Origin of the sequence: Erythrobacter sp., from assembly GCF_040217515.1 — a bacterium.
GTDB lineage: Bacteria > Pseudomonadota > Alphaproteobacteria > Sphingomonadales > Sphingomonadaceae > Erythrobacter.
Window position 1 is genome coordinate 348,458 of record NZ_JAVJPT010000004.1, and the last position, 20,800, is coordinate 369,257.

The 20,800-nt window shown below is 66.3% G+C and carries 21 protein-coding genes and 1 tRNA gene; 12 read left to right on the plus strand and 10 right to left on the minus strand.

Going from position 1 to position 20,800, the window contains the following annotated elements:
- Nucleotides 1-5 precede the first annotated feature (5 nt).
- Nucleotides 6-1,457 (minus strand): DNA recombination protein RmuC, encoded by a 1,452-nt coding sequence (locus RIB52_RS05710; RefSeq protein WP_350173806.1) that lies wholly within the window; start codon nt 1,455-1,457, stop codon nt 6-8.
- A gap of 555 nt (nt 1,458-2,012) precedes the next feature.
- Between RIB52_RS05710 and RIB52_RS05715 the strand changes: the two genes are divergently transcribed.
- A complete protein-coding gene (locus tag RIB52_RS05715; RefSeq protein ID WP_350173808.1) occupies nt 2,013-2,426 on the plus strand; it encodes a four-helix bundle copper-binding protein in 414 nt (137 codons plus the stop codon).
- 129 nt (nt 2,427-2,555) lie between these two features.
- Here RIB52_RS05715 and def read toward each other — a convergent pair whose 3' ends face one another.
- From def to recR, 3 genes are read right to left on the minus strand one after another with little or no spacing between them, the layout of a single operon-like run.
- Nucleotides 2,556-3,140 carry a peptide deformylase gene (gene def / locus RIB52_RS05720; protein ID WP_350173810.1) on the minus strand — a complete coding sequence of 195 codons (585 nt, stop codon included), beginning with the start codon at nt 3,138-3,140 and terminating at the stop codon, nt 2,556-2,558.
- A 50-nt stretch (nt 3,141-3,190) separates the two neighbouring features.
- Nucleotides 3,191-3,406 (minus strand): thioredoxin domain-containing protein, encoded by a 216-nt coding sequence (locus tag RIB52_RS05725; protein ID WP_350173812.1) that lies wholly within the window; start codon nt 3,404-3,406, stop codon nt 3,191-3,193.
- A complete protein-coding gene (recR, locus tag RIB52_RS05730) occupies nt 3,403-3,999 on the minus strand; it encodes a recombination mediator RecR (protein ID WP_350173814.1) in 597 nt (198 codons plus the stop codon). Before recR ends, RIB52_RS05725 begins: the two co-directional genes overlap by 4 nt.
- A gap of 53 nt (nt 4,000-4,052) precedes the next feature.
- Here recR and fmt point away from each other — a divergent pair, with 53 nt between their 5' ends.
- Genes fmt through RIB52_RS05745 form a run of 3 tightly spaced genes read left to right on the plus strand, consistent with a single transcriptional unit; the run spans nt 4,053 to nt 6,849 of the window.
- Entirely contained in the window at nt 4,053-4,970 is a 918-nt protein-coding gene (gene fmt / locus RIB52_RS05735) for a methionyl-tRNA formyltransferase (protein WP_350173816.1), read from the plus strand.
- Nucleotides 4,967-5,740, plus strand: coding sequence for a tRNA pseudouridine(38-40) synthase TruA (truA, locus tag RIB52_RS05740; RefSeq protein WP_350173818.1), 774 nt, complete (start codon nt 4,967-4,969; stop codon nt 5,738-5,740). The genes fmt and truA overlap by 4 nt, the downstream gene beginning before the upstream one ends.
- Nucleotides 5,737-6,849, plus strand: coding sequence for a zinc-binding dehydrogenase (locus RIB52_RS05745; RefSeq protein WP_350173820.1), 1,113 nt, complete (start codon nt 5,737-5,739; stop codon nt 6,847-6,849). Before truA ends, RIB52_RS05745 begins: the two co-directional genes overlap by 4 nt.
- Before the next feature lie 159 nt (nt 6,850-7,008).
- Here the strand turns inward: RIB52_RS05745 and RIB52_RS05750 are convergent.
- The 3 genes from RIB52_RS05750 to RIB52_RS05760 all read right to left on the minus strand — a co-directional run bounded on the left by RIB52_RS05750 (nt 7,009) and on the right by RIB52_RS05760 (nt 9,460).
- Nucleotides 7,009-7,084: transfer RNA gene (locus RIB52_RS05750), tRNA-Thr, on the minus strand.
- A gap of 66 nt (nt 7,085-7,150) precedes the next feature.
- Entirely contained in the window at nt 7,151-8,038 is an 888-nt protein-coding gene (locus RIB52_RS05755) for a hypothetical protein (protein ID WP_350173822.1), read from the minus strand.
- An 87-nt stretch (nt 8,039-8,125) separates the two neighbouring features.
- Nucleotides 8,126-9,460, minus strand: coding sequence for a replication-associated recombination protein A (locus RIB52_RS05760; RefSeq protein WP_350173824.1), 1,335 nt, complete (start codon nt 9,458-9,460; stop codon nt 8,126-8,128).
- Nucleotides 9,461-9,558: 98 nt separating this feature from the next.
- Between RIB52_RS05760 and RIB52_RS05765 the strand changes: the two genes are divergently transcribed.
- Nucleotides 9,559-10,197, plus strand: coding sequence for a PadR family transcriptional regulator (locus tag RIB52_RS05765; protein WP_350173826.1), 639 nt, complete (start codon nt 9,559-9,561; stop codon nt 10,195-10,197).
- Between the two features lie 133 nt (nt 10,198-10,330).
- Nucleotides 10,331-10,807, plus strand: a complete 477-nt coding sequence (locus tag RIB52_RS05770; protein WP_350173828.1) for a hypothetical protein — start codon at nt 10,331-10,333, stop codon at nt 10,805-10,807.
- A gap of 53 nt (nt 10,808-10,860) precedes the next feature.
- Here the strand turns inward: RIB52_RS05770 and RIB52_RS05775 are convergent, their stop codons facing one another.
- Entirely contained in the window at nt 10,861-12,039 is a 1,179-nt protein-coding gene (locus RIB52_RS05775) for a glycosyltransferase family 4 protein (RefSeq protein WP_350173829.1), read from the minus strand.
- Between the two features lie 252 nt (nt 12,040-12,291).
- Here RIB52_RS05775 and RIB52_RS05780 point away from each other — a divergent pair, with 252 nt between their 5' ends.
- The 4 genes from RIB52_RS05780 (at nt 12,292) to RIB52_RS05795 (ending at nt 16,798) form a co-directional block, all read left to right on the plus strand.
- The gene (locus RIB52_RS05780; RefSeq protein ID WP_350173831.1) at nt 12,292-13,473 is read left to right on the plus strand and encodes a phosphoserine transaminase; all 1,182 of its coding nucleotides are present in this window, start codon (nt 12,292-12,294) and stop codon (nt 13,471-13,473) included.
- 110 nt (nt 13,474-13,583) lie between these two features.
- Nucleotides 13,584-15,167 carry a phosphoglycerate dehydrogenase gene (gene serA, locus RIB52_RS05785; protein ID WP_350173833.1) on the plus strand — a complete coding sequence of 528 codons (1,584 nt, stop codon included), beginning with the start codon at nt 13,584-13,586 and terminating at the stop codon, nt 15,165-15,167.
- Nucleotides 15,168-15,281: 114 nt separating this feature from the next.
- Nucleotides 15,282-16,412 carry an ATP phosphoribosyltransferase regulatory subunit gene (locus tag RIB52_RS05790; RefSeq protein WP_350173835.1) on the plus strand — a complete coding sequence of 377 codons (1,131 nt, stop codon included), beginning with the start codon at nt 15,282-15,284 and terminating at the stop codon, nt 16,410-16,412.
- A complete protein-coding gene (locus RIB52_RS05795) occupies nt 16,409-16,798 on the plus strand; it encodes a RidA family protein (RefSeq protein ID WP_350173837.1) in 390 nt (129 codons plus the stop codon). The genes RIB52_RS05790 and RIB52_RS05795 overlap by 4 nt, the downstream gene beginning before the upstream one ends.
- Before the next feature lie 135 nt (nt 16,799-16,933).
- Here the strand turns inward: RIB52_RS05795 and RIB52_RS05800 are convergent, their stop codons facing one another.
- Together RIB52_RS05800 and RIB52_RS05805 are read right to left on the minus strand one after the other, a co-directional pair.
- On the minus strand, nt 16,934-17,383 hold the full coding sequence (locus RIB52_RS05800) for a hypothetical protein (RefSeq protein ID WP_350173839.1): 450 nt from the start codon (nt 17,381-17,383) through the stop codon (nt 16,934-16,936).
- 204 nt (nt 17,384-17,587) lie between these two features.
- Nucleotides 17,588-18,640: an alpha/beta hydrolase gene (locus RIB52_RS05805; protein ID WP_350173841.1), complete on the minus strand. Its 1,053-nt coding sequence runs from the start codon at nt 18,638-18,640 to the stop codon at nt 17,588-17,590.
- Nucleotides 18,641-18,839: 199 nt separating this feature from the next.
- Here RIB52_RS05805 and RIB52_RS05810 point away from each other — a divergent pair, with 199 nt between their 5' ends.
- Together RIB52_RS05810 and RIB52_RS05815 are read left to right on the plus strand one after the other, a co-directional pair.
- Nucleotides 18,840-20,129, plus strand: coding sequence for an adenylosuccinate synthase (locus tag RIB52_RS05810; protein ID WP_350173843.1), 1,290 nt, complete (start codon nt 18,840-18,842; stop codon nt 20,127-20,129).
- Nucleotides 20,130-20,308: 179 nt separating this feature from the next.
- Nucleotides 20,309-20,770 carry a L,D-transpeptidase family protein gene (locus tag RIB52_RS05815; RefSeq protein ID WP_502879478.1) on the plus strand — a complete coding sequence of 154 codons (462 nt, stop codon included), beginning with the start codon at nt 20,309-20,311 and terminating at the stop codon, nt 20,768-20,770.
- Nucleotides 20,771-20,800: the final 30 nt, after the last annotated feature.

Genomic DNA, 20,800 nt, shown 5'->3' on the forward strand with positions numbered 1-20,800 from the left:
GCCCGCTATTCCGCTGCGTCGCGCGCGCCCTTGCCGTCGTTACCGAGCGCCGGATAGTCCTTTTCCACCGCCGCCGCATCCTCGGCACTATAGCGCGGCGCGGCTTCGACCAGCGGGACTTCCTCGATTTCCTTGGCGATCTCGAGTCCCTTTTCCGCCATTCGCCGGCCGGAAGTCAGCACGTTGCGTTCGAAGCTGCCGACGAACTTGTTGTAATTGTTGACCGCTGTCTCCAGCCCGCCGCCGACCCGCTTCATGTGTTCTGCCGCAACCCGCAGGCGGTCGTGAAGCTCCGCGCCCATCCGTCCGATTTCGGCGGCTTCGGCTGCCATCCTGTCCTGCCTCCAGACCTGCGCAACCGTGCGCGCGATCGCGACGAGGTTGGTGGGCGTTGCCAGCAGGACCTTGTTATGGAAGGCGAAGTCCCACAATTCCGGATCGTGTTCGAGCGCGGCGGCGACGAAATGTTCGCCGGGGACGAACATGACGACGTAATCGGGCGCATCGTCGAACTGGCTCTGGTACCCCTTGGACCCCAGCGTCTGGACGTGGTTGCGCATGGATTTCGCGTGAAGATCGAGATGGCGCACCCGCTCGGCATCGTCCTCCGCCTCGAACGCGGCCTGATAGGCGTTCAATGACACCTTGGCATCGATCACCAGCTTCTTCTGCCCCGGCACGTTGACGATCGCATCGGGCCGCAGCCTGCCGCCTTCGCCCGTATCGACCGATTGTTCGAGATGGAAATCGGTATGCTCGGACAGGCCACATTGTTCGAGCACGTTCTGCAGCGCCCGTTCACCCCAGCGCCCGCGCGCCTTGGGCGCATTGGTCAGCGAATTGCCGAGCCGCTGCGCCTCGCGCCGGACTTCCTCCTGCGACAGGCGCATGCTTTCGATCTGCTGGTGCAGGCGCGAAAAGGCATCGGAGCGCTGCTTTTCGAGACTGCCGACCTGTTCTTCGTATTTCTGCAGGCGCTCGCTCACCGGCTTGAGCAGGTTGGCGACCGCTTCCTTGTGCTGCACCTGCGCTTCGCCCAGCCGCTTGGTCGCTTCGCTGTCGAACCGTTCGCGCGCGGCCTCAAGCACCTTGGCACCGGTATTCTCGAATTCCTTGAGCAGCTTCTCGCGCGATTCCTCGAGCAGGCGCTTCTGTTCCTCGAACCCGGCGCGTTCGGCGCGGAAGGTCGCGTTCTCGCCGCGCATCTTTTCGAGTTCGCTCGAAAGGCGGTCGGCGTGCGAGGCGCGTTCGTTCGCCGCCGACAGCGCCGCCTTCGCATCCGAAAGATCGACCCGCGCCTCGCCCAGTTCGGCCGCTGCCGTCTTGAATTCCTCCTCGCGCGAGGCGAGCCTCTCACGCAGGTCGGCGACCGGGCGCGCGCCGAACCAGTGGCCGGCGGCAAGGCCGAAAATCGCGCCGACCAGCAGCGCGGCGAGAGCGAGAATTGTCGGGTCCATAATTTCTCCCCATTGCCGTCGACGACATAAGTCGCCGACGGCACGGTGTTGCTAGCCCCGGCAGTGGCGGACCATATCGAAGTATGCCTCTGCCCGCGACGCGAACCCGCGGCGAGAGGAACGTTCGATAGTCCCATCAGCGTCGATAACGAGCCAATGCCAACCATCTGCCAGGCAACACAGGTCATATAGATGGCTAATCATGCCACCTCCTGTGCTTGGGCTGTAGCCATCGCAGATTGGAGAAGGATGCGTACCCGCTCGCACGCTACTCAAGATGAGGGCAATGCGTTGAGGTAAAGAACCTTATTCCACTAGCTTAGCCACGCGAGGCGTATCCTCGCAATTCGCATCGCCTGCTTGCGAATCGGTCCGATGTTAACAGAACATGTAGGGAACGCCAGAGGCTTCCCAACGATTTCCCCGACTATCGGCGCGCCTGCCCGCCCGACCTTGTCTGTCACGGCGTGCGCTCCTGCCTGCGATCCCTCCGGCACGATTTCGGAACCTATCCCCAGCCCGGCTCGCTTCATTCGCAAAGGAGGAGCGAACCCCATGTCGATCACAGAAATGCTCGAAGAACACCCGCTTTCGGCCGGCGACCACGGCGACCAGCTGGGCGAGGCGGTGAAGCACGCCATGTATGGCGCGGCGATCATGAATGCCTGCGCCGATGCCTGCCTTGCGGAAGCCGACGCGAAGGACCGCGCCGAATGCATCCGCCGCTGCCTCGATGCCTCGGATGCCTGCACCGCGTTCACGCTTATCGCCTCGCGCCGGGTGGGCGGGCACGTCAAGACGATCAAGGCGGCAGGTGCGGCGGCGATCATCGCCTGCGAGGAATGCCACGCGCTGTGCAAGCAGCACGAGGACGCGCATTGCCAGCGCTGCGCAAGGATGTGCGAGGAAGTGATCCGCGACGCGAAGGCCGCCGTGCATGGCCTCGTCGACAGCGAAGACGCGGACTGACCCCCTTTATCGCAATGTCGCGCTGATTCGGCACGGAGCGCCGCAAGCGCAAGCGCGCGCCCCGCAGCGGGCGCGGCTCCGCCGCGCGTCTAGCGAGGACGAAGGCGCGGATGCGCCTTCGCAAACAAGCTACGCCGCCTGGCGCAGCTTCTTGAGCTTCTTCAAAGCCATCGAGCGCTTGAGCCGCGACAGATGGTCGATGAACAGGATGCCTTCGAGATGGTCCATCTCGTGCTGGAGGCAGGTCGCCAGCAGCCCTTCGAGATGTTCCTCGTGATGGTTCCCGTCGAGGTCCTGGTAGCGCACCGTGCAGGTCGCGGGCCGGTCGACGTCGGCGTAGATGTCGGGGACGGACAGGCAGCCTTCCTGATAGGTCGACAATTCTTCCGCCGGATCGACGATCACCGGGTTGATGAAGACGCGCGGGTCCTTCTTCGTCGCCGGGTGCGTGTGCTTGTGCCCGTCGTGCCCATGGTCGTGATCGCATTCGACCGGCTCGGCGTCCGGGTCCTCGGGCTGGAGGTCGATGACGAGAACACGCTTGGGCACGCCGACCTGGATCGCGGCGAGGCCGATGCCGGGCGCATCGTACATCGTCTCGAACATGTCGGAGACGAGCGTGCGCAATTCGTCGTTGAATTCGTCCGGTTCCACCGGGGTCGAGACGGTCTTGAGCCGGGGGTCCGGCACTTCGAGGATTTCGCGGATAGCCATGGACGAAAAGATAGTCGCGCAGTGCGTTTGCTGCAAGCGGGCTGCTTCGATCAGGGTGATCGGCTGACCGTGCGCATGGAGACGTGCCCGCAGGCGCGGCAACGGCTCCGGGTCCGCTTCGTCCCGGCCGCCTTGTAGCGGATGCCGCCGAGATTCCACACGCTTTCGGCCTGGTGGCAATGACCGCATTCGACCATCCACTGGCGGGATTCGCGCTCGACGCCGGGGCCGAGCATCCATTTCGCAAGGCGCTGCGCGAGGTTCATCCCAACGGCCGCCTTGCCCGCAGGGCCTGCGCCAGCGTGCCTTCGTCGAGATAGTCGAGTTCGCCGCCGACCGGCAGGCCGTGGGCGAGCTGGGTGATGCGCAGGCCGTGCACCTCGAGACGTTCGGCGAGGTAATGCGCGGTGGTCTGCCCTTCGAGCGTCGCGTTCATCGCCAGCACGACCTCGTCGACCGCCCCGTCCTTGACCCGGGCGAGCAGGCCGGGAATCGCAAGGTCTTCCGGCCCGACCCCGTCCAGCGCGGACAGGCGCCCGCCGAGCACGTGATAGCGCCCGTCGAACAATCGCGCCCGGTCGAGCGCCCAGACATCGGCGACGTCCTCGACCACGCAGATGGCCCGCCCGTCGCGCTTGGGATCGGCGCAGATGCCGCAGGGATCGCGCGTGTCGACATTGCCGCATGTCGAACACTCGACCAATGTCTGGGAAACCGCATCGAGCGCCTCGAGCAGCGCGGGCAGCGCGGCTTCGCGGTTCTTGACCAGCCACAGCACCGCGCGCCGCGCCGAGCGTGGGCCAAGGCCGGGCAGCCGGGCGAGTGCGCTCGCGAGGGTCTCGATCTCTTGCGATGCCATGGGGGGACAGATAGGGGCGCAGGGCAGTTTCACAAAGCTCGGGCTCCGGCATTATGCGCATCATTGTCATGGGAACGCCCGATTTCGCCGTCCCGGCTCTGGTGGCTTGCCATGAGGCCGGTCACGAAATCGCCCGCGTCTACACCCAGCCGCCCGCGCGCGCCGGGCGAGGCAAGAAGCTGCGCCCCTCCCCGGTCCAGGCGAAGGCGGAGGAGCGGGGCCTTTCCGTGCGGCATCCGAAATCGCTGAAGGGGGCGGAGGAACGGGCCGAATTCGCCGCGCTCGGGGCGGATGTCGCGGTGGTTGCGGCCTATGGCCTGATCCTGCCTCAGCCGATCCTCGATGCCCCCACTCACGGCTGCCTCAACATCCACGCCTCCATCCTGCCGCGCTGGCGCGGGGCGGCGCCGATCCACCGCGCGGTGCTTGCCGGGGACGAGGCGACGGGCGTTACGATCATGCGGATGGAAGCGGGGCTCGACACGGGTGCGATGCTGCATGTCGTCAGGACGCCGATCGCGCGGAAGACGACGGGCGAGCTGACCGGGGAACTCGCCGAGATCGGTGCGCGGGCAATGGTGGATGTCCTCGCCGACCTTCCCGCCTTCCCGCCGCAGCCGCAGGACGACGCGCAGGCCACCTATGCCCCCAAGATCGACAAGGCCGAAGCCCGCATCGACTGGACTTGCGACGCCGAGGCCATCGAGCGGCAGGTGCGCGGCCTTGCCCCATTTCCCGGCGCATGGTTCGAATGGCCGAATGACGATAATGCGGAGCGGGTCAAGCTGCTGCTCGCCGAACTTGCGGAAGGGTCGGGCGAGCCGGGCGAAGTGCTCGATAGCGACATGACCATCGCCTGCGGGTCCGGCGCGATCCGCCCGCTTCGCCTGCAGCGCGCGGGCAAGCCCGCGATGAGCCGCGAGGACGTCCTGCGCGGGCGACCCGTGGAGCCGGGGACGCGGCTTTCTTGACCCGCTTCGCGCTCACTCTCGAATTCGACGGTACGCCCTTTCACGGCCTCCAGCGACAGGCTCACGGACCCAGCGTTCAGCAGAGCATCGAGGAGGCGCTTCACCGCATCACCGGCGAGGAAGCGACGCTCCACAGCGCGGGGCGAACCGATGCCGGGGTCCACGCGCTCGCCATGCGCAGCCATGTTGACATTGCCAAGGACATCGCCCCCTTCCGGCTTATGGAGGCGCTGAACGCGCACCTGCGGCCCGATCCGATCGCCGTGACGCATTGCGAGGTCGTGCCGGGCGACTGGCATGCGCGCTTTTCCTGCGTGGGGCGGCGCTATCTCTACCGCATCGTCAATCGCCGCGCGCCGCTGACGCTCGGACGGGGGCGCGCGTGGCATGTCGCGACCGAACTCGATGCAGACGCGATGCACCGCGCGGCGCAGGCGCTGGTCGGGCGGCACGATTTCACCACCTTCCGCTCGGTCCAGTGCCAGGCGAAGGACCCGGTCAAGACATTGGACCGCCTCGACGTAAGCGCGCTCGAAGGCGAATTCGGACCCGAAATCCACATCCGCGCCGAGGCGCGCAGCTTTCTCCACCACCAGGTCCGCTCGATGGTCGGCTGCCTCACGCTGGTCGGAGCCGGAAGCTGGCCCGAACGCCGCATCGCCGCCGCGCTGGCCGCGCGCGACCGCGCCGAATTGGGGCTTAACGCCCCGCCTCACGGCCTCTACTTCGTCGAAGCCATCTATCCCGAAACCGGAGAGGAAACACCATGACAACGACCGGAAAACAGCTCTTCACCACGCTTGACCCCGACGGCAAGCTGACGCTCGAAGTGGCCGAGGAGACCTTCCCAGAGCCCACCGGCAACCAGGTCCTCGTCAAGATGGAGGCCGCGCCGATCAATCCCTCCGATCTCGCAATCCTGACGGGTGCGGCCGATTTCGACAATGCCGACTATTCGCCCGGCAAGGTCGTGGCCGATATGCCCGAGCCATTCCTGTCGGGCCAGAAGGGCCGCCACGGCCAGCGGCTTCCGGCCGGCAATGAAGGTGCGGGTACGGTCGTCGCCACGGGCGATAGCGATGCGGCCAAGGCGCTGATGGGACAGCGGGTGGCCTGCGTGCCGGGCACGGCCTTCTCGCAATACGCCATTGCCGATGCGATGATGTGCCTGCCGCTGGGCGATCACAGCGCGGAGGAAGGCGCGTCCTCCTTCGTCAACCCGATGACCTCGCTCGGCTTCGTCGAGACAGCGCGGATGGAAGGCCACGATGCGATCGTCCACCTCGCCGCCGCCTCGAACCTCGGCCAGATGCTGAACCGGATCTGCCAGGAGGACGGGATCAAGCTTGTCAATATCGTGCGCCGCAAGGAGCACGTTGACCTGCTGAAGTCGCAGGGCGCGCAATATGTCGTCAATTCTTCGGACGATGATTTCATGGACCAGCTGCGCGCCACGATCGCCGAGACCGGGGCCTATCTCGGCTTCGATCCCATCGGCGGCGGGCAGAACGCGGACCATGTGTTAAAAGCGATGGAACAGGTCGCCGCCTCGCAGATGAGCGAGTTTTCCCGCTACGGCTCCAACCAGGACAAGAAGGTCTACATCTACGGCCGGCTCGATTTCGCGCCGACCATCCTGACCCCGTCCTATGGCCTGCAATGGACCGTGTCGGGCTGGCTGCTGACGCCCTTCCTCCAGCGCGCGGGCATGGAGACGGTGGTCAAGATGCGCCAGCGCGTGCTCGAGAACCTCACCACCACCTTCGCCTCGCATTACAAGACCAAGGTCACGCTGGAAGAGATGCTGACCAAGGAAGCGATCTGCGACTACCGCCAGATGAAGACGGGCGAGAAATATCTCGTCACGCCCTGGGGCTGAGCAGCCGAGCGGCCCCGTGCAGGCGGGGCCGCAGGATGGCTCCAACGGGGCGCGGGGCACCTTCACTGCAATCGGCCCGGTCGCCGCCTTGCAGACCGCCCCGAAAGTTCGAACCGCTGTAAACTCGCCACACAGACAAGGCCGAAAGGCCCGGAAAAGTGGTGCCGGCTGCAGGAATCGAACCCGCGACCTGATGATTACAAATCAACTGCTCTACCAACTGAGCTAAGCCGGCTCCGGGAAAGGCAAGGCCCCTATGCGAAACCTTCCCCGCCCTCAAGTAGCGAAGCGGCAAGGCGGATCAAAACGCGCCGAAAGTCCATCCTTCCGTCGCGGCAATCGGGGGTGTGAGGCCGGGCGGGCGCCAGCGTTCCTCCTCGCGGTGGACCGCCCTCAGCCAGGCGGCGGTGAGGACCGCGTCGCAGGAATGGTCATCAAGGGCCCCCTCCCCGGCCACTGGCGGCGAACCGAGCTGGTCAAGCGCGGCGTTCAGTTCCTCGACGCTGCGCATCTTGGCGCGCGCGGCGCTGCGGCCTGCTTCGATCGCGGCGAGCGAGGTGTAGATCTCGCACACCACCGAGCCGCGCGGCTGCAGCGGGTCGATCGGCCAGACGGGCACCCGCCCCGCCAGCCGGTGCAGCAGCCGCATTCCGGTGAGCGAGGACTTGCCGACCTGCGCCGCCCCGACGAGGTTGAAATTGGAATAGGGCTTGAGACCCATTGCCGCCTGCGCATGTTCGGTCACACGCAGCCGCCCGCGCCCGTGTTCTGCTCCGTCCGCCCCGAAATGCGCGCCCTGGCGCCCGCCATGGCGGCGGAAATAGGGGGCGATTTCGGGATGGTCGACGAAACTGCCCGCAGCGAGGTGATCGTCTCCGGCGGCGAGTGAGTCGACCAGCGCCCACAGGCCGCGCGCATCGGCCGGTGAACCCTCCCATCCGGGAAAGAAGGCCCCGCAATCGGCATGGGGTAGCGCAATGCCGAGATCCATGCCGACCAGCGTCTCGTCCGGCAGTTCCCTGAGCAGTGCGAGCACCTCCCGGCGCGACCAGCCGCGCCCATGGGGCGGTTTCGCCAGCACCGGCGGCCCGCCCTCGGCATGGGCGAGCGCCAGCGCAATCCCGCGGTGCCGCTCGCCCGCCGCGCCCGACCAGTCGACGGCAAGGAAATGGTCGAAGGATCGCGTCAAAACGGAAATTCCTCCAAATTCCGAGACTGGGGGCGACGGAGCGCAGCGTCAAGGCAGGTGCCCGCCATGCCGGGAAATGGGGACGCCCTAGCCACCGCGCCGCTCTTCGCGCAGGCGATTCCAGTGGGCGATACGCTCGCGCACGTCACGCTCGAAGCCGCGATCGACCGGGGTGTAGAATTCCTGCGGCGCCATTGCCTCGGGCCAGTAATCGTCGCCGGAAAAGCCTTCTTCGGCGTTGTGGTCGTAGGAATAGCCTTCGCCGTATCCGATATCCTTCATCAGCCTGGTCGGCGCGTTGAGGATATTGGCGGGCGGCATCAGGCTGCCGGTTTCCCTTGCGCTGCGCCAGGCGGCCTTCTGCGCGGCATAGGCGGCGTTCGATTTGGGCGCGGTGGCGCAATAGAGGCAGGCCTGCACGATGGCGAGCTCGCCTTCGGGGCTGCCGAGAAACCGGTAAGCATCCGTCGCGGCAAGGCACTGGGTAAGCGCCTGCGGGTCGGCAAGACCGATATCCTCGCTGGCGAAGCGCACGAGGCGGCGCAGGACATAAAGCGGCTCCTCGCCGGCGGTCAGCATCCGTGCGAGGTAATAGAGCGCGGCCTGCGGGTCGCTGCCGCGCAGGGATTTATGGAGCGCGCTGATGAGATTGTAATGCCCGTCGCGGTCCTTGTCATAGACCGCCACCCGGCGCTGGAGGAACGCGCCGAGTTCGCCGGAGCCAAGCGGCTCGGCAAGCCCGGCATTGTAGAGCGTTTCCGCCTGTCCCAGCAGGAAACGCCCGTCGCCGTCGGCGCTCGCGATCAGGGCGGCGCGCGCTTCGTCGGTGAGCGGCAAGGGGCCTTCCGCCGCTTCGGCCCGTGCCAGCAGCCTGCCGAGCGCTTCGTGGCCCAGCCGCTCGAGGATCAGGACCTGGGCGCGCGACAGGAGCGCGGCATTGAGGGCGAAGCTGGGATTCTCGGTCGTCGCGCCGACCAGCGTCACTGTGCCGCGCTCGACATAGGGCAGGAATCCATCCTGCTGGGCCCGGTTGAAACGGTGAATCTCGTCCACGAAAAGCAGGGTTTTGCGCCCAGCCTCGGCCATCCGGTCCGCTTCGGCGAAGGCTTTCTTGAGGTCGGCGACACCTGAAAAGACCGCGCTGATCGAGACGAAGCGCATCCCCACCGCATCGGCCAGCAGTCGGGCGATGCTCGTCTTGCCCGTTCCCGGCGGGCCCCACAACACCATGCTGGCGAGCCTTCCGGCTGCGACCATCCGCCCGATCGCACCTTCGGGACCGGTCAGATGCTCCTGCCCGATGACCTCGCCGAGGACGCGCGGGCGCAGGCGCTCCGCCAGCGGTGCGTCGTCGCGCTCCGGGCCGTCGGTAATGCCGCGCGGCGGGGACGGCGGTGTGTTGTCTCCAAACAGGTCTGCCATTCGTCCGGCGACATAAGCTCTCGGTCGGAAAATGCCACGGCACGCTTGCATAGAACCATTCACGATATATCTTGATGCTGTCGAAAAAGGAGGAGAAGATGACAGGATTCGGATATGGTCGCCACCCGCGGCGCGGTTCGGCGTGGCAGTTCTACGCCCCGCTCATGGCCATGGCCGCGGCCGGCGGGCGCCGGGGCAAATGGGACGCGGACTGGAACGCCGACTGGAGCGAGGAATGGGGACCCGGCGGTGGCGGCGGGCGTCGGCGCCGTCGTCGGCGGCGCATGTTCGCAACCGGCGAATTGCGCCTCGCCCTGCTCGCGCTCATCGCCGAGCAGCCGCGCCACGGCTACGAACTGATCAAGGCGATCGAGGACATGACCGGCGGCACCTATGCGCCCAGCCCCGGCGCGGTCTATCCCACGCTGCAATTGCTTGCCGACGAGGGCAAGATCGAAGAGGCCGAAGCGGAAGGGGCGAAGAAGCCTTTCGAGGCGACCGATGAAGGCCGCGCCGAACTCGAAGAGCGCAAGGACGAGGTCGATACGCTGATGGGGCGGCTCGATGAACAGGGCAGCCGCGCGGAAAAGACCCGCTCGCCCGACCTGATGCGGGCGCTCGGCAATCTTGCCAATGTCCTGCGCAACAAGGCGACAAGCGGAGGGCTCGACAAGGCGGCGTTGGAAGAGATCGTCGATATCATCGACGAGGTCGCCAAGCGCATCGAGCGGCTCTGACCAGCGCCGCCTTGCCCGCCATCCTTGGCAGAAGCGCGGGCGCCGTTCGTCGGCAAAGGCGATTGCCGCGCTGGCCTGCCCGGACTAACCTTCCGCATTGGGTCGCGCCTCGGGGGGAAGGGGAGGCTTGGCAATGGCCGATAGGATCGTGGGAAATGGCGCACGCGCAAGAACGCCGTGGCACGTGTGGGTCGTGGGCGTGATCGGCCTGCTCTGGAATGGCGGCGGCGGGGCGGCGAACTACCTGGAGGTCAAACAGGCGAGCCCCGAATTCTTCGCCCAGCAGGCCGAGATGCTCGGAACCACACCCGAGGTGGTGAGCGACTATTTCGCCAATTACCCGCTGTGGGCCGACATCGCCTATGGCTTCGGCGTGTGGGGCGCGGTGGCGGGATCGGTGCTTCTCCTGCTGCGGAGCCGCTTCGCCGGGCTGGCCTTCGCGCTTTCGGCGATCGGATTCGTTTTCGGTGTTGTCTACCAGCTTGTCGCGCCCCTCGAGGGGCTAAGCGCGGGCGTGTTCTTCTGGGGCTTCAATGCGGTGATCTTCTCAACGATCATCGGGCAATGGCTCTATGCAAGGTGGATGGCGAAGGCGGGCGTGCTGACCTGATCGGCGGTTCGGTCCGAAGCGTAACGGCGTGCTCCGGGCGAGGCCGAGCGCGGTTACGCCGCCGCCTCTTGCTCCTGCAGCGCCCGGCGATCCTCGACCAGTCGGATATAGAGCTGGGCGACAACCTGGTTGATCGCCTCCCAGCTGTATTCGCGCGCCCGCGCTTCGCCCGCCGCGCCGTGGGCCGCGCGCAGGGCCGCATCGGTGCAATAGGGCGCGATCGCCTCGGCATAGGCGCCCGCGTCTCCGGGGGGGACCAGCCGGCCGGTCTGGCCCTCGACGACGAGGCTGGAGGCGCCGGTCGCCCCGGCAGCCACCACCGGCAGCCCGCTCGCCATTGCCTCCAGCGTGACGTTGCCGAACGTCTCGGTCACGCTCGGATTGAAGAACACGTCGCCGCTGGCCAGCGCTTCGCCCAGCGCCGCCCCGGTCTTGAAGCCGGCGAAGATGCCGCCCGGAAGCGCTTCCTCGAACCAGCCGCGCGCCGGCCCGTCCCCGATCACCAGGACGCGGTGCGGAACCTGGCGCTTGCGCAGCTGGACGATCGTCTCGGCAAAGATGTCGAGCCCCTTTTCCATCACCAGCCGCCCGAGGAAGACGACCGCAACGTCATCGTCGGCGAGCCCGAGCGAGCGGCGCCATTCGAGGTTGCGCCGCTTCGAGGCGAAGACCGTGCGGTCCACCCCGCGGCTCCACAGGCCGATATCGTCGTGCATGTCCATGGCGAGAAGCTCGTCGATCATGCTCTGCGACGGCGCGACCAGAGCGTCGCAGCGATTGTAGAAGCGCCGCAGGAGGCGCACGACGACCGGCTCGAGAAAGCCCATCTTGTAATAGCGCGGATAGGTCTCGAACCGGGTGTGAACCGAGGCGAGCACCGGCACGTCGTGATCCTGCGCCCACTTCAGCGCGGCGTGCCCCGCCGGATCGGGCGAGGAGAGATGCACGACATTGGGACGAAAGCGTTCGAGGTCGCGCTTTACCTTGCTGCCCAGCCCGGTGGGCAGGCGGTATTCGCCGCGCCCCTTGACCGGCATGGGTATGTTGGGAACGCCGACAAGGTCGCCGGTCGGCGCGAAATCGGGTTTCTCGACCACGGGCGAATAGACCCGCACCGCCGCCCCGTTCTCGAGCAGCGAGCCGACCAGTCGGTTGAGCGCCTGGTTCGCCCCGTCGCGGGTGTAGTTGTAATTGCCGCTGAACAGGGCGATGCGGAGGTCTCGGGTGTGCATGAGAGAGTTCGTTTAGGGGAGCGGCTCCCCGCGCTCAAGCAGCGAAGCGGTAGCGCGACGAGGACTCGCTCAAGCAGCGAAGCGGTAGCGCGACAAGCACACACATGGGCAAGTCGAACGCAGAACGTCGCCGGGGCAACGCTTCGGCGAAGTTTTTGCGCGTCGTCATTGACTTGTCGCGCAACCCGTCTAGGTCCGCCCGTGGGCCACGCGGTCCCAACGCCGCGCGAGCTCTCTGCAAGGAGAGAATACATGACTGCATATGCACGCGGGCTGCTGCACGAGCCGCCCGTCAAACCCGAACGTCCGCAATTTTCCTCCGGTCCGACGGTGAAATTCCCGGGCTGGTCCCTCGACAAGCTCAAGACCGCCTCGCTCGGCCGCTCGCACCGTTCGGCCGAAGGCAAGGGCCGTCTCAAATACGCGATCGACCTCAGCCGCGAATTGCTGGGCGTTCCCGACGATTACCTCGTCGGCATCATGCCCGCGAGCGACACCGGCGCGCTCGAGGCGGCGATGTGGACCATGCTCGATCCCGCGCGCCCCGCGACGGTCGCGGCGTGGGAAAGTTTCGGCAACATCTGGATCCAGGACGCGGTCAAGCAGCTGAAACTGCCGAACCTGCAGGTCCTTTCCGCCGATTACGGCCAGATCCCCGACCTTTCGACGATCCCGCAGAGGAACGACGTCGTCTTCACGTGGAACGGCACGACCTCCGGCGCGAAGATCCCGAACACCGACTGGCTCGAAAAGGGCCGCGAAGGCATCACCATCAACGATGCGACCAGCGCCATCTTCGCGCAGGAGATGGACTGGCCGAAACTCGATGCCACGACCTATTCGTGGCAAAAGGTGATGGGCTCCGAAGCGCAGCACGGCATGCTGATCCTCAGCCCCAAGGCCATCGAGCGGATCGAGAGCTACGACCCGGCCTGGCCGCTGCCCAAGCTGTTCCGCCTGAAGAAGGGCGACAAGCTCAACCGCGCGATCTTTGAAGGCGCGACGATCAACACGCCCTCGCTTCTGGCGACCGAGGATTACATCGCCGCGCTCGAATGGGCGAAGTCGATCGGCGGGCGCAAGGCGATGATCGAACGCGCCGATGCCAATGCGACGATCCTCCACGACTGGATCGAGGCGACGCCGTGGCTGCGCAACATGGTGGATGATCCCGCCCTGCGCACCAATACCGGCGTGTGCATGGTCTTCCAGGGCGAGTGGTACGACAGCCTGACTGACGAGGACAAGGCCGCCGTGCCGAAGAAAATCGTCAAGCTGCTCGAAGAGCGCAATGTCGGGTACGATTTCAACGGCTATCGCGATGCACCGCCCTCCTTGCGCATCTGGTGCGGCGGCACGGTCGAGCAGGAGGACATCAAGCGCCTGCTGCCGTGGATCGAATGGGCCTACGCCACCGTCAAGGGCGCGGCCTGAGCCATTCTTACGGGTGAGCCCCCGCGCAGGCGGGGCCTCATTCCCCATGCTTTCCCCACTGCCGCCAGAGGCCCCGCCTGCGCGGGGACCCGCAGGATTGGAATTTTCCCATGAGCAAGCCCAAGGTACTGATTTCCGACAAGATGGACTCCAACGCCGCACGCATCTTCGAAGAGCGCGGCTGCGACGTCGATGTGAAGCCCGGCATGAGCCCGGATGAACTCAAGGCCGTGATCGGCGACTATCACGGTCTCGCGATCCGTTCCTCCACCAAGGTCACGCCTGAAATTCTCGACGCCGCGACGAACCTGAAAGTTATCGGCCGCGCCGGGATCGGCGTCGACAATGTCGATATCCCCTATGCCAGCGGCAAGGGCGTGGTGGTGATGAACACGCCGTTCGGCAATTCGATCACCACCGCCGAACACGCCATCGCCATGATGATGGCGCTGGCTCGCCAGATCCCCGAGGCCAACACCCGCACCAAGGCGGGCGAATGGCCGAAAAAGGATTTCATGGGGGTCGAGGTCACGGCCAAGACGCTCGGCCTGATCGGGGCCGGCAATATCGGTTCGATCGTCGCCTCGCGCGCGCAGGGGCTGCGCATGAAGGTGATCGCCTACGATCCCTTTCTGACCGAGGACCGCGCAATCGAGCTGGGCATCGAAAAGGTCGATCTCGACACGCTGCTCGCCCGGGCCGACTTCGTGACGCTGCACACGCCGCTGACCGACGAGACGCGCAATATCCTCAGTCGTGAGCGGCTGGAGAAGGCGAAGCCCGGCATTCGCATCGTCAATTGCGCGCGCGGCGGGCTGATCGACGAGGTCGCGCTCAAGGACTGCCTTGAAAGCGGGCAGGTCGCAGGCGCGGCGCTCGACGTGTTCGCGGAGGAACCGGCCACCGACAATCCGCTGTTCGATGCGCCCAATTTCATCTGCACGCCGCATCTCGGCGCGTCGACCACCGAAGCGCAGGTGAACGTCGCGCTGCAGGTGGCCGAACAGATGAGCGATTATCTCGTCAATGGCGGCGTCACCAATGCGCTCAACATGCCTTCGCTTTCCGCGGAGGAAGCGCCCAAGCTGCGCCCCTACATGGCACTCGCGCAAAAACTCGGCAGCCTTGTCGGCCAGCTCGCCCATGGCAGCCTGACCAAGATCAGCATCGAACGCGAAGGCGCGGCCTCCGAGCTCAACGGTAAGCCGATCACCGGCGCGGTGCTGGCGGGCTTCATGCGGCGCTATTCCGACACGGTGAACATGGTCAACGCGCCCTATCTCGCCAAGGAACGCGGGCTCGACGTGTCCGAGATCCGCCACGACCGCGAAGGCGCGTTCAGCACGCTGATCCGGGTCACGGTCGAAACCTCGTCCGGTCCGCGCTCGGTCGCGGGCACGCTGTTCGGAACCCAATCCCCGCGCCTGGTCGAAATCTTCGGGATCGGGATCGAGGCCGAACTCGACGGCGACATGCTTTACGTAGTCAATGACGACAAGCCCGGCTTCATCGGCCGGATCGGGACCATGCTGGGCGGCCACGGGATCAATATCGGCACGTTCAATCTCGGCCGCCGCGATGCGGGGGGCGAGGCGGTGCTGCTGCTCAGCCTCGACGAGCATCCCGGCACGGAAATCATGGCCGAGGCTGAGCGCCTCGAGGGGGTAAAGCTGGTCAAGGCGCTTTCGTTCTGAGCCATCGCCCTTGAATTTCATCGTCACCCCGGCGAAGGCCGGGATCCACACGCGGCGCAGGCTGGATCCCGGCCTGCGCCGGCCAAAGTCCGCCGTGGACGACGACAGAGAGCGATGACCCGACCGACCGACCTGCTGCCCGAAGGGCTCGAGGACCGCCTGCCCGCTTCCGCCGCGCGGATCACCCACGCCATGCGCGCCTGCCTCGAGGTGCTGCACCAGCATGGCTATGACCGGGTGCGCCCGCCGCTGCTCGAATTCGAACGTTCGCTGGCGAGCCGGATGCGGGGGCTGCGCACGCAGGCCATGTTCCGCTTCGTCGATCCGGCCAGCCTGCGGACGCTTGCCCTGCGCTCCGATATCACCCCGCAGGTCGGGCGCATCGCGGCGACGAGCATGCGCGATGCCCCCCGCCCGCTGCGCCTCGCCTATTGCGGGGACACAGCCCTGATCCGGGCGAGCCAGCTCGACCCGGCGCGCGAGCGGCTGCAGCTGGGCGCCGAACTCGTCGGGGCGGATACGATTGCCGCGGCGAGCGAGGTCGTGATGGTCGCCATCGAAGCGCTGCAGGCGGCGGGCCTTTCGGGGATCAGCGTCGATTTCACGCTGCCCGACCTGGTCGATACGCTCGCCGCGCGGGATGGCGACACCGATCCCGACCATATCGCGGCGGTGCGGCGCGAGCTCGACACCAAGGATGCGGGCGGTCTCAGGGCCGTCGGCGGTGCGACCTATCTCCCGCTGCTTTACGCAACGGGCCCGTTCGACAGCGCGCTTGCGGAACTGCGCGATTACGATGCCCGCGGGGCGCTTTCCACCCGGCTCGACGGGCTCGAGGCAATCGCCGGACGCATCGCCGCAGCCCATGGCGAGGACGTGCGCCTGACTCTCGACCCGACCGAACGCTACGGCTTCGAATATCAGAGCTGGTTCGGTTTCACGCTCTATTGCGATGCCCTGCGCGGCGCGGCCGGGCGCGGCGGGACCTATCGCATCGGCGGGAGCGAGGAAGCCGCAACGGGTTTCTCGCTCTATGTCGACCATCTCGCCGAGGCCGCTCCGGAAGCGGAAGGCGGGCGGGTGGCCTATCTCCCGCTCGGCCATGATGCCGGGACAGCGGCAAGGCTGCGCGCCGAAGGCTGGCGCACGCTCGCACAGCTGGGCGAAGGTGAAGACCCCGGCGCGCTGGGCTGCACCCATGTGCTCGAAGGCGAGACGCCCAAAGAACTGGAGGCATCGCAATGACCGGGAAAGCCACCCCCGTCGCGCTCGAAAACGACCCGCTCGCGCCCTATTTCATCGCCCCTGCATGGCGGGTGGGCGACCTCGTCCTTTGCTCCGGCCAGGCAAGCATCGGCGAGGACGGGACCATCGTGGGCGAGAGCGATTTCGACGCCCAGCTGGCCCGGACCTTCGCCAATATCGAGCGCGTTCTGGCCGCGGCGGGGAGCGACCTGTCGAAAGTGGTCAAGGTCGTGATCTACATGACCGACATGGCGCATTTCCCGAAGATCGTGGAGGCGCGGCAGAAATACTTCACACCGCCTTACCCCGCCGACACGACGGTCGAGGTCAAGGGGCTGGCGCTGCCTGAACTGATGGTGGAGATCGACGTTACGGCGGTGGTGTGAGAGATCGAGGCGCGTCGGTTTTAGTGGCCGCTTGTGAGTGGGGTGCGGACGGAACCAGTTGCGTACACCGGCGATCCGTTCGCCCCCCAACGATACTCAAGTTTGAAATGCGGTCATCTCGAGCCGCAGGACCGGTTAGTCGTCCCAGACGAGCCGCCGCAGCATCATCGTGCTGCCAAGCGTCCGATATTCTGCGCGCCCAGCCGAAGCCTCCTGCATTTCCTCTGTTGTCGCTTCGTTAAAAGCGCGCCACTCCTTGGCCCGTGCTCGGCCTTCCTCAGGTGAGACCATCTTGGTAAAGCGTGTCAGCAGATAAAGGTCAGGCTCTCCTGCTCGGGCATGGATGTTCCGCAGGATCTCATATCCTTCGATCCAACCCTTCTCGACACGAAACTCCATGCTCTTGCGCCACATATTGGCCAGATGGTTCATGTACTTAAGTTCGAAACCATCATCGATGTGTATCGCGCTCACCTCGACATACTCGGCAGGCTCCACCGGCCATTGATCCTGAGCAGCCACAGCCGAAGGGGTAAACAGCAAAGCCGAAAGAGCAGCTCCCGCCGCAAACAAGGTCTTGTTCATGCGAATTCCTTTCGTTGAAGAATGGCGGTCATCGCCATCCTTTTGGCCGAAAGGCGGACGCCCCGTTTTTTGTTTCACCCCCCGGATTGAGCAGAGGGAAAGGAATGGCAGTCGATTGTCAAGGCTTGGGACAACCCGCATGCCAAGTCGCAAGTGGCTATAACGGGGTCGTAACCGGACGTTCCGGCTTCTGTCTCCGGGCCGCTACCCCAGCACCTGCGCCAGGAACGCATCCACCGCCCGCGTCTGCGCCTCGCCCGCCTCGGTCCCAAGTTCGCGGTTCATCCGCCCGTGGTCGGTCCCTTCGACTGCCACCGCCTCCGCCTCCACACCCGCCGCACGCAGGCGCTCGGTGAGCATGTCTGACTGCGCCGCCGACGCCTCGCGGTCCGCGACGTAGAGCGCCAGCCAGTGCGGCGCATCGCGCCCGCCGACATGGGTTACAGGTGACAGTGCCTCCTGCATCGCCTCGTCCGTGGTGAAGGCGTTGTAGTAGATCTGCCAGATCTGCGGCCCCGCCGAGGCCATCTGCGCCTTCACGTCATATCCCGCCCCGTCGAGCATGACGACGCCGCGGATCGCCTCGAACGCATCGCCCGCATATTGCGGATCGGTCGCGACCAGCGCGGCAAGATGCGCGCCCGCGCTGTGACCCATCAGCACGATCCGGTCCGCATCGAAACCGATCGCCTCGGCCTGCCCGACCAGCGCGCGCAGCGCCGCTCCGATATCCTCGGCCTGCTGCCTCACCGTCACGTTCGGCACCAGGCGGTATCCGCTCGAGGCGAAGTAATAGCCCTGCGCATTGAGGTGGGCGGGCTTTACCTGCACACGCTTGTGGTTGCCCGCCCGCCAGCCGCCGCCATGGATGAAGACCACCATCGGCAGCGGGTCGATGGCCGTCGCCGGCTCGTAGACATCGACCTGCTGGCGAGGATCTTCGCCATAGAGCACGGTGCGCGCGGGCCGCGCGGTCGGGCGCAGGCCTTCCGGGCGGCTTTCGAGGCGTCCGGAGCGCCCGCGCCCGCGCATCCGTTCGCGCAGTTCGGCGGTGCAGCTGTCGGAAATCTCCGCCCGGCGCTCGCGCAGGCAGGCGCGGAAAGCCGCGCGGTCGGCCTCATCCGTCTCCCAGCACAGCGTGATCAGTTCCTCGCGGCAATCCTGCGACAGGCGCTCACCCTGCCTTTGCTGGGCGAGAACGGGCGTCGCAGCCAGACAGCCCGCGACAAGGACGGCGATGGCTTGTTGTCGGTTCATGAGAAATCCCCTTTCCTTGCGTTCGATGAAAGGTGAACGCACGCGCCGCCCGACCCTTCGCCCGGCTCGCGCGCCACCGCAAGGGCAAGCATGTCCGTAACCCGGCGCGAGGCGCTTGCCCCGCACCGTGCAAGCGCCTAACCCCGCCCGGTTTGCGCGGCCGACAGGCGAGCGCGGCGAAGACTCGCAAAGGACACACATGGCCAACGTCACCGTGATCGGCGCCCAGTGGGGCGATGAAGGCAAGGGCAAGATCGTCGACTGGCTGGCGAGCCGCGCCGATGCCGTGGTGCGCTTCCAGGGCGGCCACAATGCCGGCCACACGCTCGTCATCGACGGGACGACATACAAGCTTTCCCTGCTGCCGTCCGGCATCGTCTCGGGGACGACGAGCCTGATCGGCAATGGCGTGGTGCTCGATCCCTGGGCCCTGCGCGAGGAGGTCGAAAAGCTCGAGGCCCAGGGCGTTACGATCAATGACGACAACCTGGCCGTGGCCGACAATTGCCCGCTGATCCTGCCGCTGCACCGCGATCTCGACGCGCTGCGCGAAGGCGCGGCGGGCAAGGGCAAGATCGGCACGACAGGGCGCGGCATCGGCCCCGCTTACGAGGACAAGGTGGGCCGGCGCGCGATCCGGGTGTGCGACCTCGCCCATCTGGATACGCTGGAGCCGCAGCTCGACCGGCTTTGCGCGCATCACGATGCGCTGCGCGCCGGGTTCGACCAACCGCCGGTCGATCGCGCGGCGCTGCTCGAGCAACTGCGCGACGTCGCGCCTTTCGTGCTGCGTTTCGCGCAGCCGGTGTGGAAACGGCTGAAAAAGGTGCGCAAGGCCGGGGCCAAGGTGCTGTTCGAAGGCGCGCAGGGCGTGCTGCTCGATGTCGATCACGGCACCTATCCCTTCGTCACCAGCTCGAACACGGTCAGCGGCACGGCGGCGAGCGGCAGCGGGCTCGGGCCGAATGCGACGGGCTTCGTGCTCGGCATCGTCAAGGCCTACACCACGCGCGTGGGCTCCGGCCCCTTTCCGACCGAACTCGATGACGAAACCGGCAAGGCGCTGGGCGAGCGGGGCCATGAATTCGGCACGGTCACCGGGCGCCAGCGCCGCGTGGGCTGGTTCGACGCGGTACTGGTCCGCCAGACCTGCGCCATCAGCGGGGTGACGGGCATCGCACTGACCAAGATCGACGTGCTCGACGGGCTGGACAGGGTGAAGATCTGCACCGGTTACCGCTTGCGCGGCAATGTCTATGATTACCTGCCCAGCCATGCCGGGGAACAGGCGGCGGTGGAGCCGATCTACGAAGAGATGGAGGGCTGGCGCGAATCGACCGCGGGCGCGCGCAGCTTTGCCGACCTGCCGGCCAATGCGATCAAGTATATCCAGCGCGTGCAGGAGCTGATCGAATGTCCCGTCGCGCTGGTTTCGACCAGTCCCGAACGCGACGACACGATCCTCGTGCGCGACCCGTTCGAGGATTGAGGCACGGGCGCGGCCGCAGGGCCCGCGCAATTGTCCGGTAACCGGTGCGCCTGTATGCTTCAGGCGTGACGCACCGCCTTCTCGCCGCTTTCCTGCTGTTCGCCCTCTCCGCCTGTGCCGGGCCGCCGGAGGAGATTGTGCGCGCTCCGGGCGACGGGGTTTCGGATATGCGACCGGGCATGAGGGGGCCGGCCTCGCGTGAATTGCCCTCAGGCCGGAGGCTGGTCGCCGACTACCTGCTGGTCGACAAGTCCGAGCGGCTGATGGTCGCCTATAACAATGGCCGGCCGATCCGCGCCTACCGGGACCTCGCTTTCGGTGACGCGCCGATGGGACACAAAAGGTTCGAAGGCGATGAACGCACGCCGGAGGGGACCTACACCATCGACTGGCGCAACCCGAACAGCCGCTATCATCTCAGCCTGCGCATCTCCTACCCCGATGAGCGCGACCGCGCCTATGCCGCGAGCCTCGGGCGTTCGCCGGGGGGCAATATCTTCATCCACGGCCAGCCCAACGGCTATCCGGGACCGCCGCTTCAGGGCGACTGGACCGACGGCTGCATCGCACTCTCCAATGCCGAGATCGAGGAACTATGGCGGCTCGTTCCCGACGGGACACCGATCGAGATCCGCCCATGAACCGAGACCTTACATCCTGATGAAAGAACT

Coding starts and splice junctions, on each gene's coding strand:
- def (WP_350173810.1), bottom strand. CDS start 3,140: ATGGCTATCCGCGAAATCCTCGAAGTGCCGGACCCCCGGCTCAAGACC.
- RIB52_RS05800 (WP_350173839.1), bottom strand. CDS start 17,383: ATGAACAAGACCTTGTTTGCGGCGGGAGCTGCTCTTTCGGCTTTGCTG.
- RIB52_RS05805 (WP_350173841.1), bottom strand. CDS start 18,640: ATGAACCGACAACAAGCCATCGCCGTCCTTGTCGCGGGCTGTCTGGCT.
- RIB52_RS05710 (WP_350173806.1), bottom strand. CDS start 1,457: ATGGACCCGACAATTCTCGCTCTCGCCGCGCTGCTGGTCGGCGCGATT.
- RIB52_RS05760 (WP_350173824.1), bottom strand. CDS start 9,460: ATGGCAGACCTGTTTGGAGACAACACACCGCCGTCCCCGCCGCGCGGC.
- RIB52_RS05765 (WP_350173826.1), top strand. CDS start 9,559: ATGACAGGATTCGGATATGGTCGCCACCCGCGGCGCGGTTCGGCGTGG.
- RIB52_RS05780 (WP_350173831.1), top strand. CDS start 12,292: ATGACTGCATATGCACGCGGGCTGCTGCACGAGCCGCCCGTCAAACCC.
- RIB52_RS05725 (WP_350173812.1), bottom strand. CDS start 3,406: ATGAACCTCGCGCAGCGCCTTGCGAAATGGATGCTCGGCCCCGGCGTC.
- RIB52_RS05815 (WP_502879478.1), top strand. CDS start 20,309: ATGAGGGGGCCGGCCTCGCGTGAATTGCCCTCAGGCCGGAGGCTGGTC.
- RIB52_RS05770 (WP_350173828.1), top strand. CDS start 10,331: ATGGCCGATAGGATCGTGGGAAATGGCGCACGCGCAAGAACGCCGTGG.
- RIB52_RS05745 (WP_350173820.1), top strand. CDS start 5,737: ATGACAACGACCGGAAAACAGCTCTTCACCACGCTTGACCCCGACGGC.
- RIB52_RS05715 (WP_350173808.1), top strand. CDS start 2,013: ATGTCGATCACAGAAATGCTCGAAGAACACCCGCTTTCGGCCGGCGAC.
- RIB52_RS05790 (WP_350173835.1), top strand. CDS start 15,282: ATGACCCGACCGACCGACCTGCTGCCCGAAGGGCTCGAGGACCGCCTG.
- fmt (WP_350173816.1), top strand. CDS start 4,053: ATGCGCATCATTGTCATGGGAACGCCCGATTTCGCCGTCCCGGCTCTG.
- serA (WP_350173833.1), top strand. CDS start 13,584: ATGAGCAAGCCCAAGGTACTGATTTCCGACAAGATGGACTCCAACGCC.
- RIB52_RS05775 (WP_350173829.1), bottom strand. CDS start 12,039: ATGCACACCCGAGACCTCCGCATCGCCCTGTTCAGCGGCAATTACAAC.
- RIB52_RS05810 (WP_350173843.1), top strand. CDS start 18,840: ATGGCCAACGTCACCGTGATCGGCGCCCAGTGGGGCGATGAAGGCAAG.
- recR (WP_350173814.1), bottom strand. CDS start 3,999: ATGGCATCGCAAGAGATCGAGACCCTCGCGAGCGCACTCGCCCGGCTG.
- RIB52_RS05795 (WP_350173837.1), top strand. CDS start 16,409: ATGACCGGGAAAGCCACCCCCGTCGCGCTCGAAAACGACCCGCTCGCG.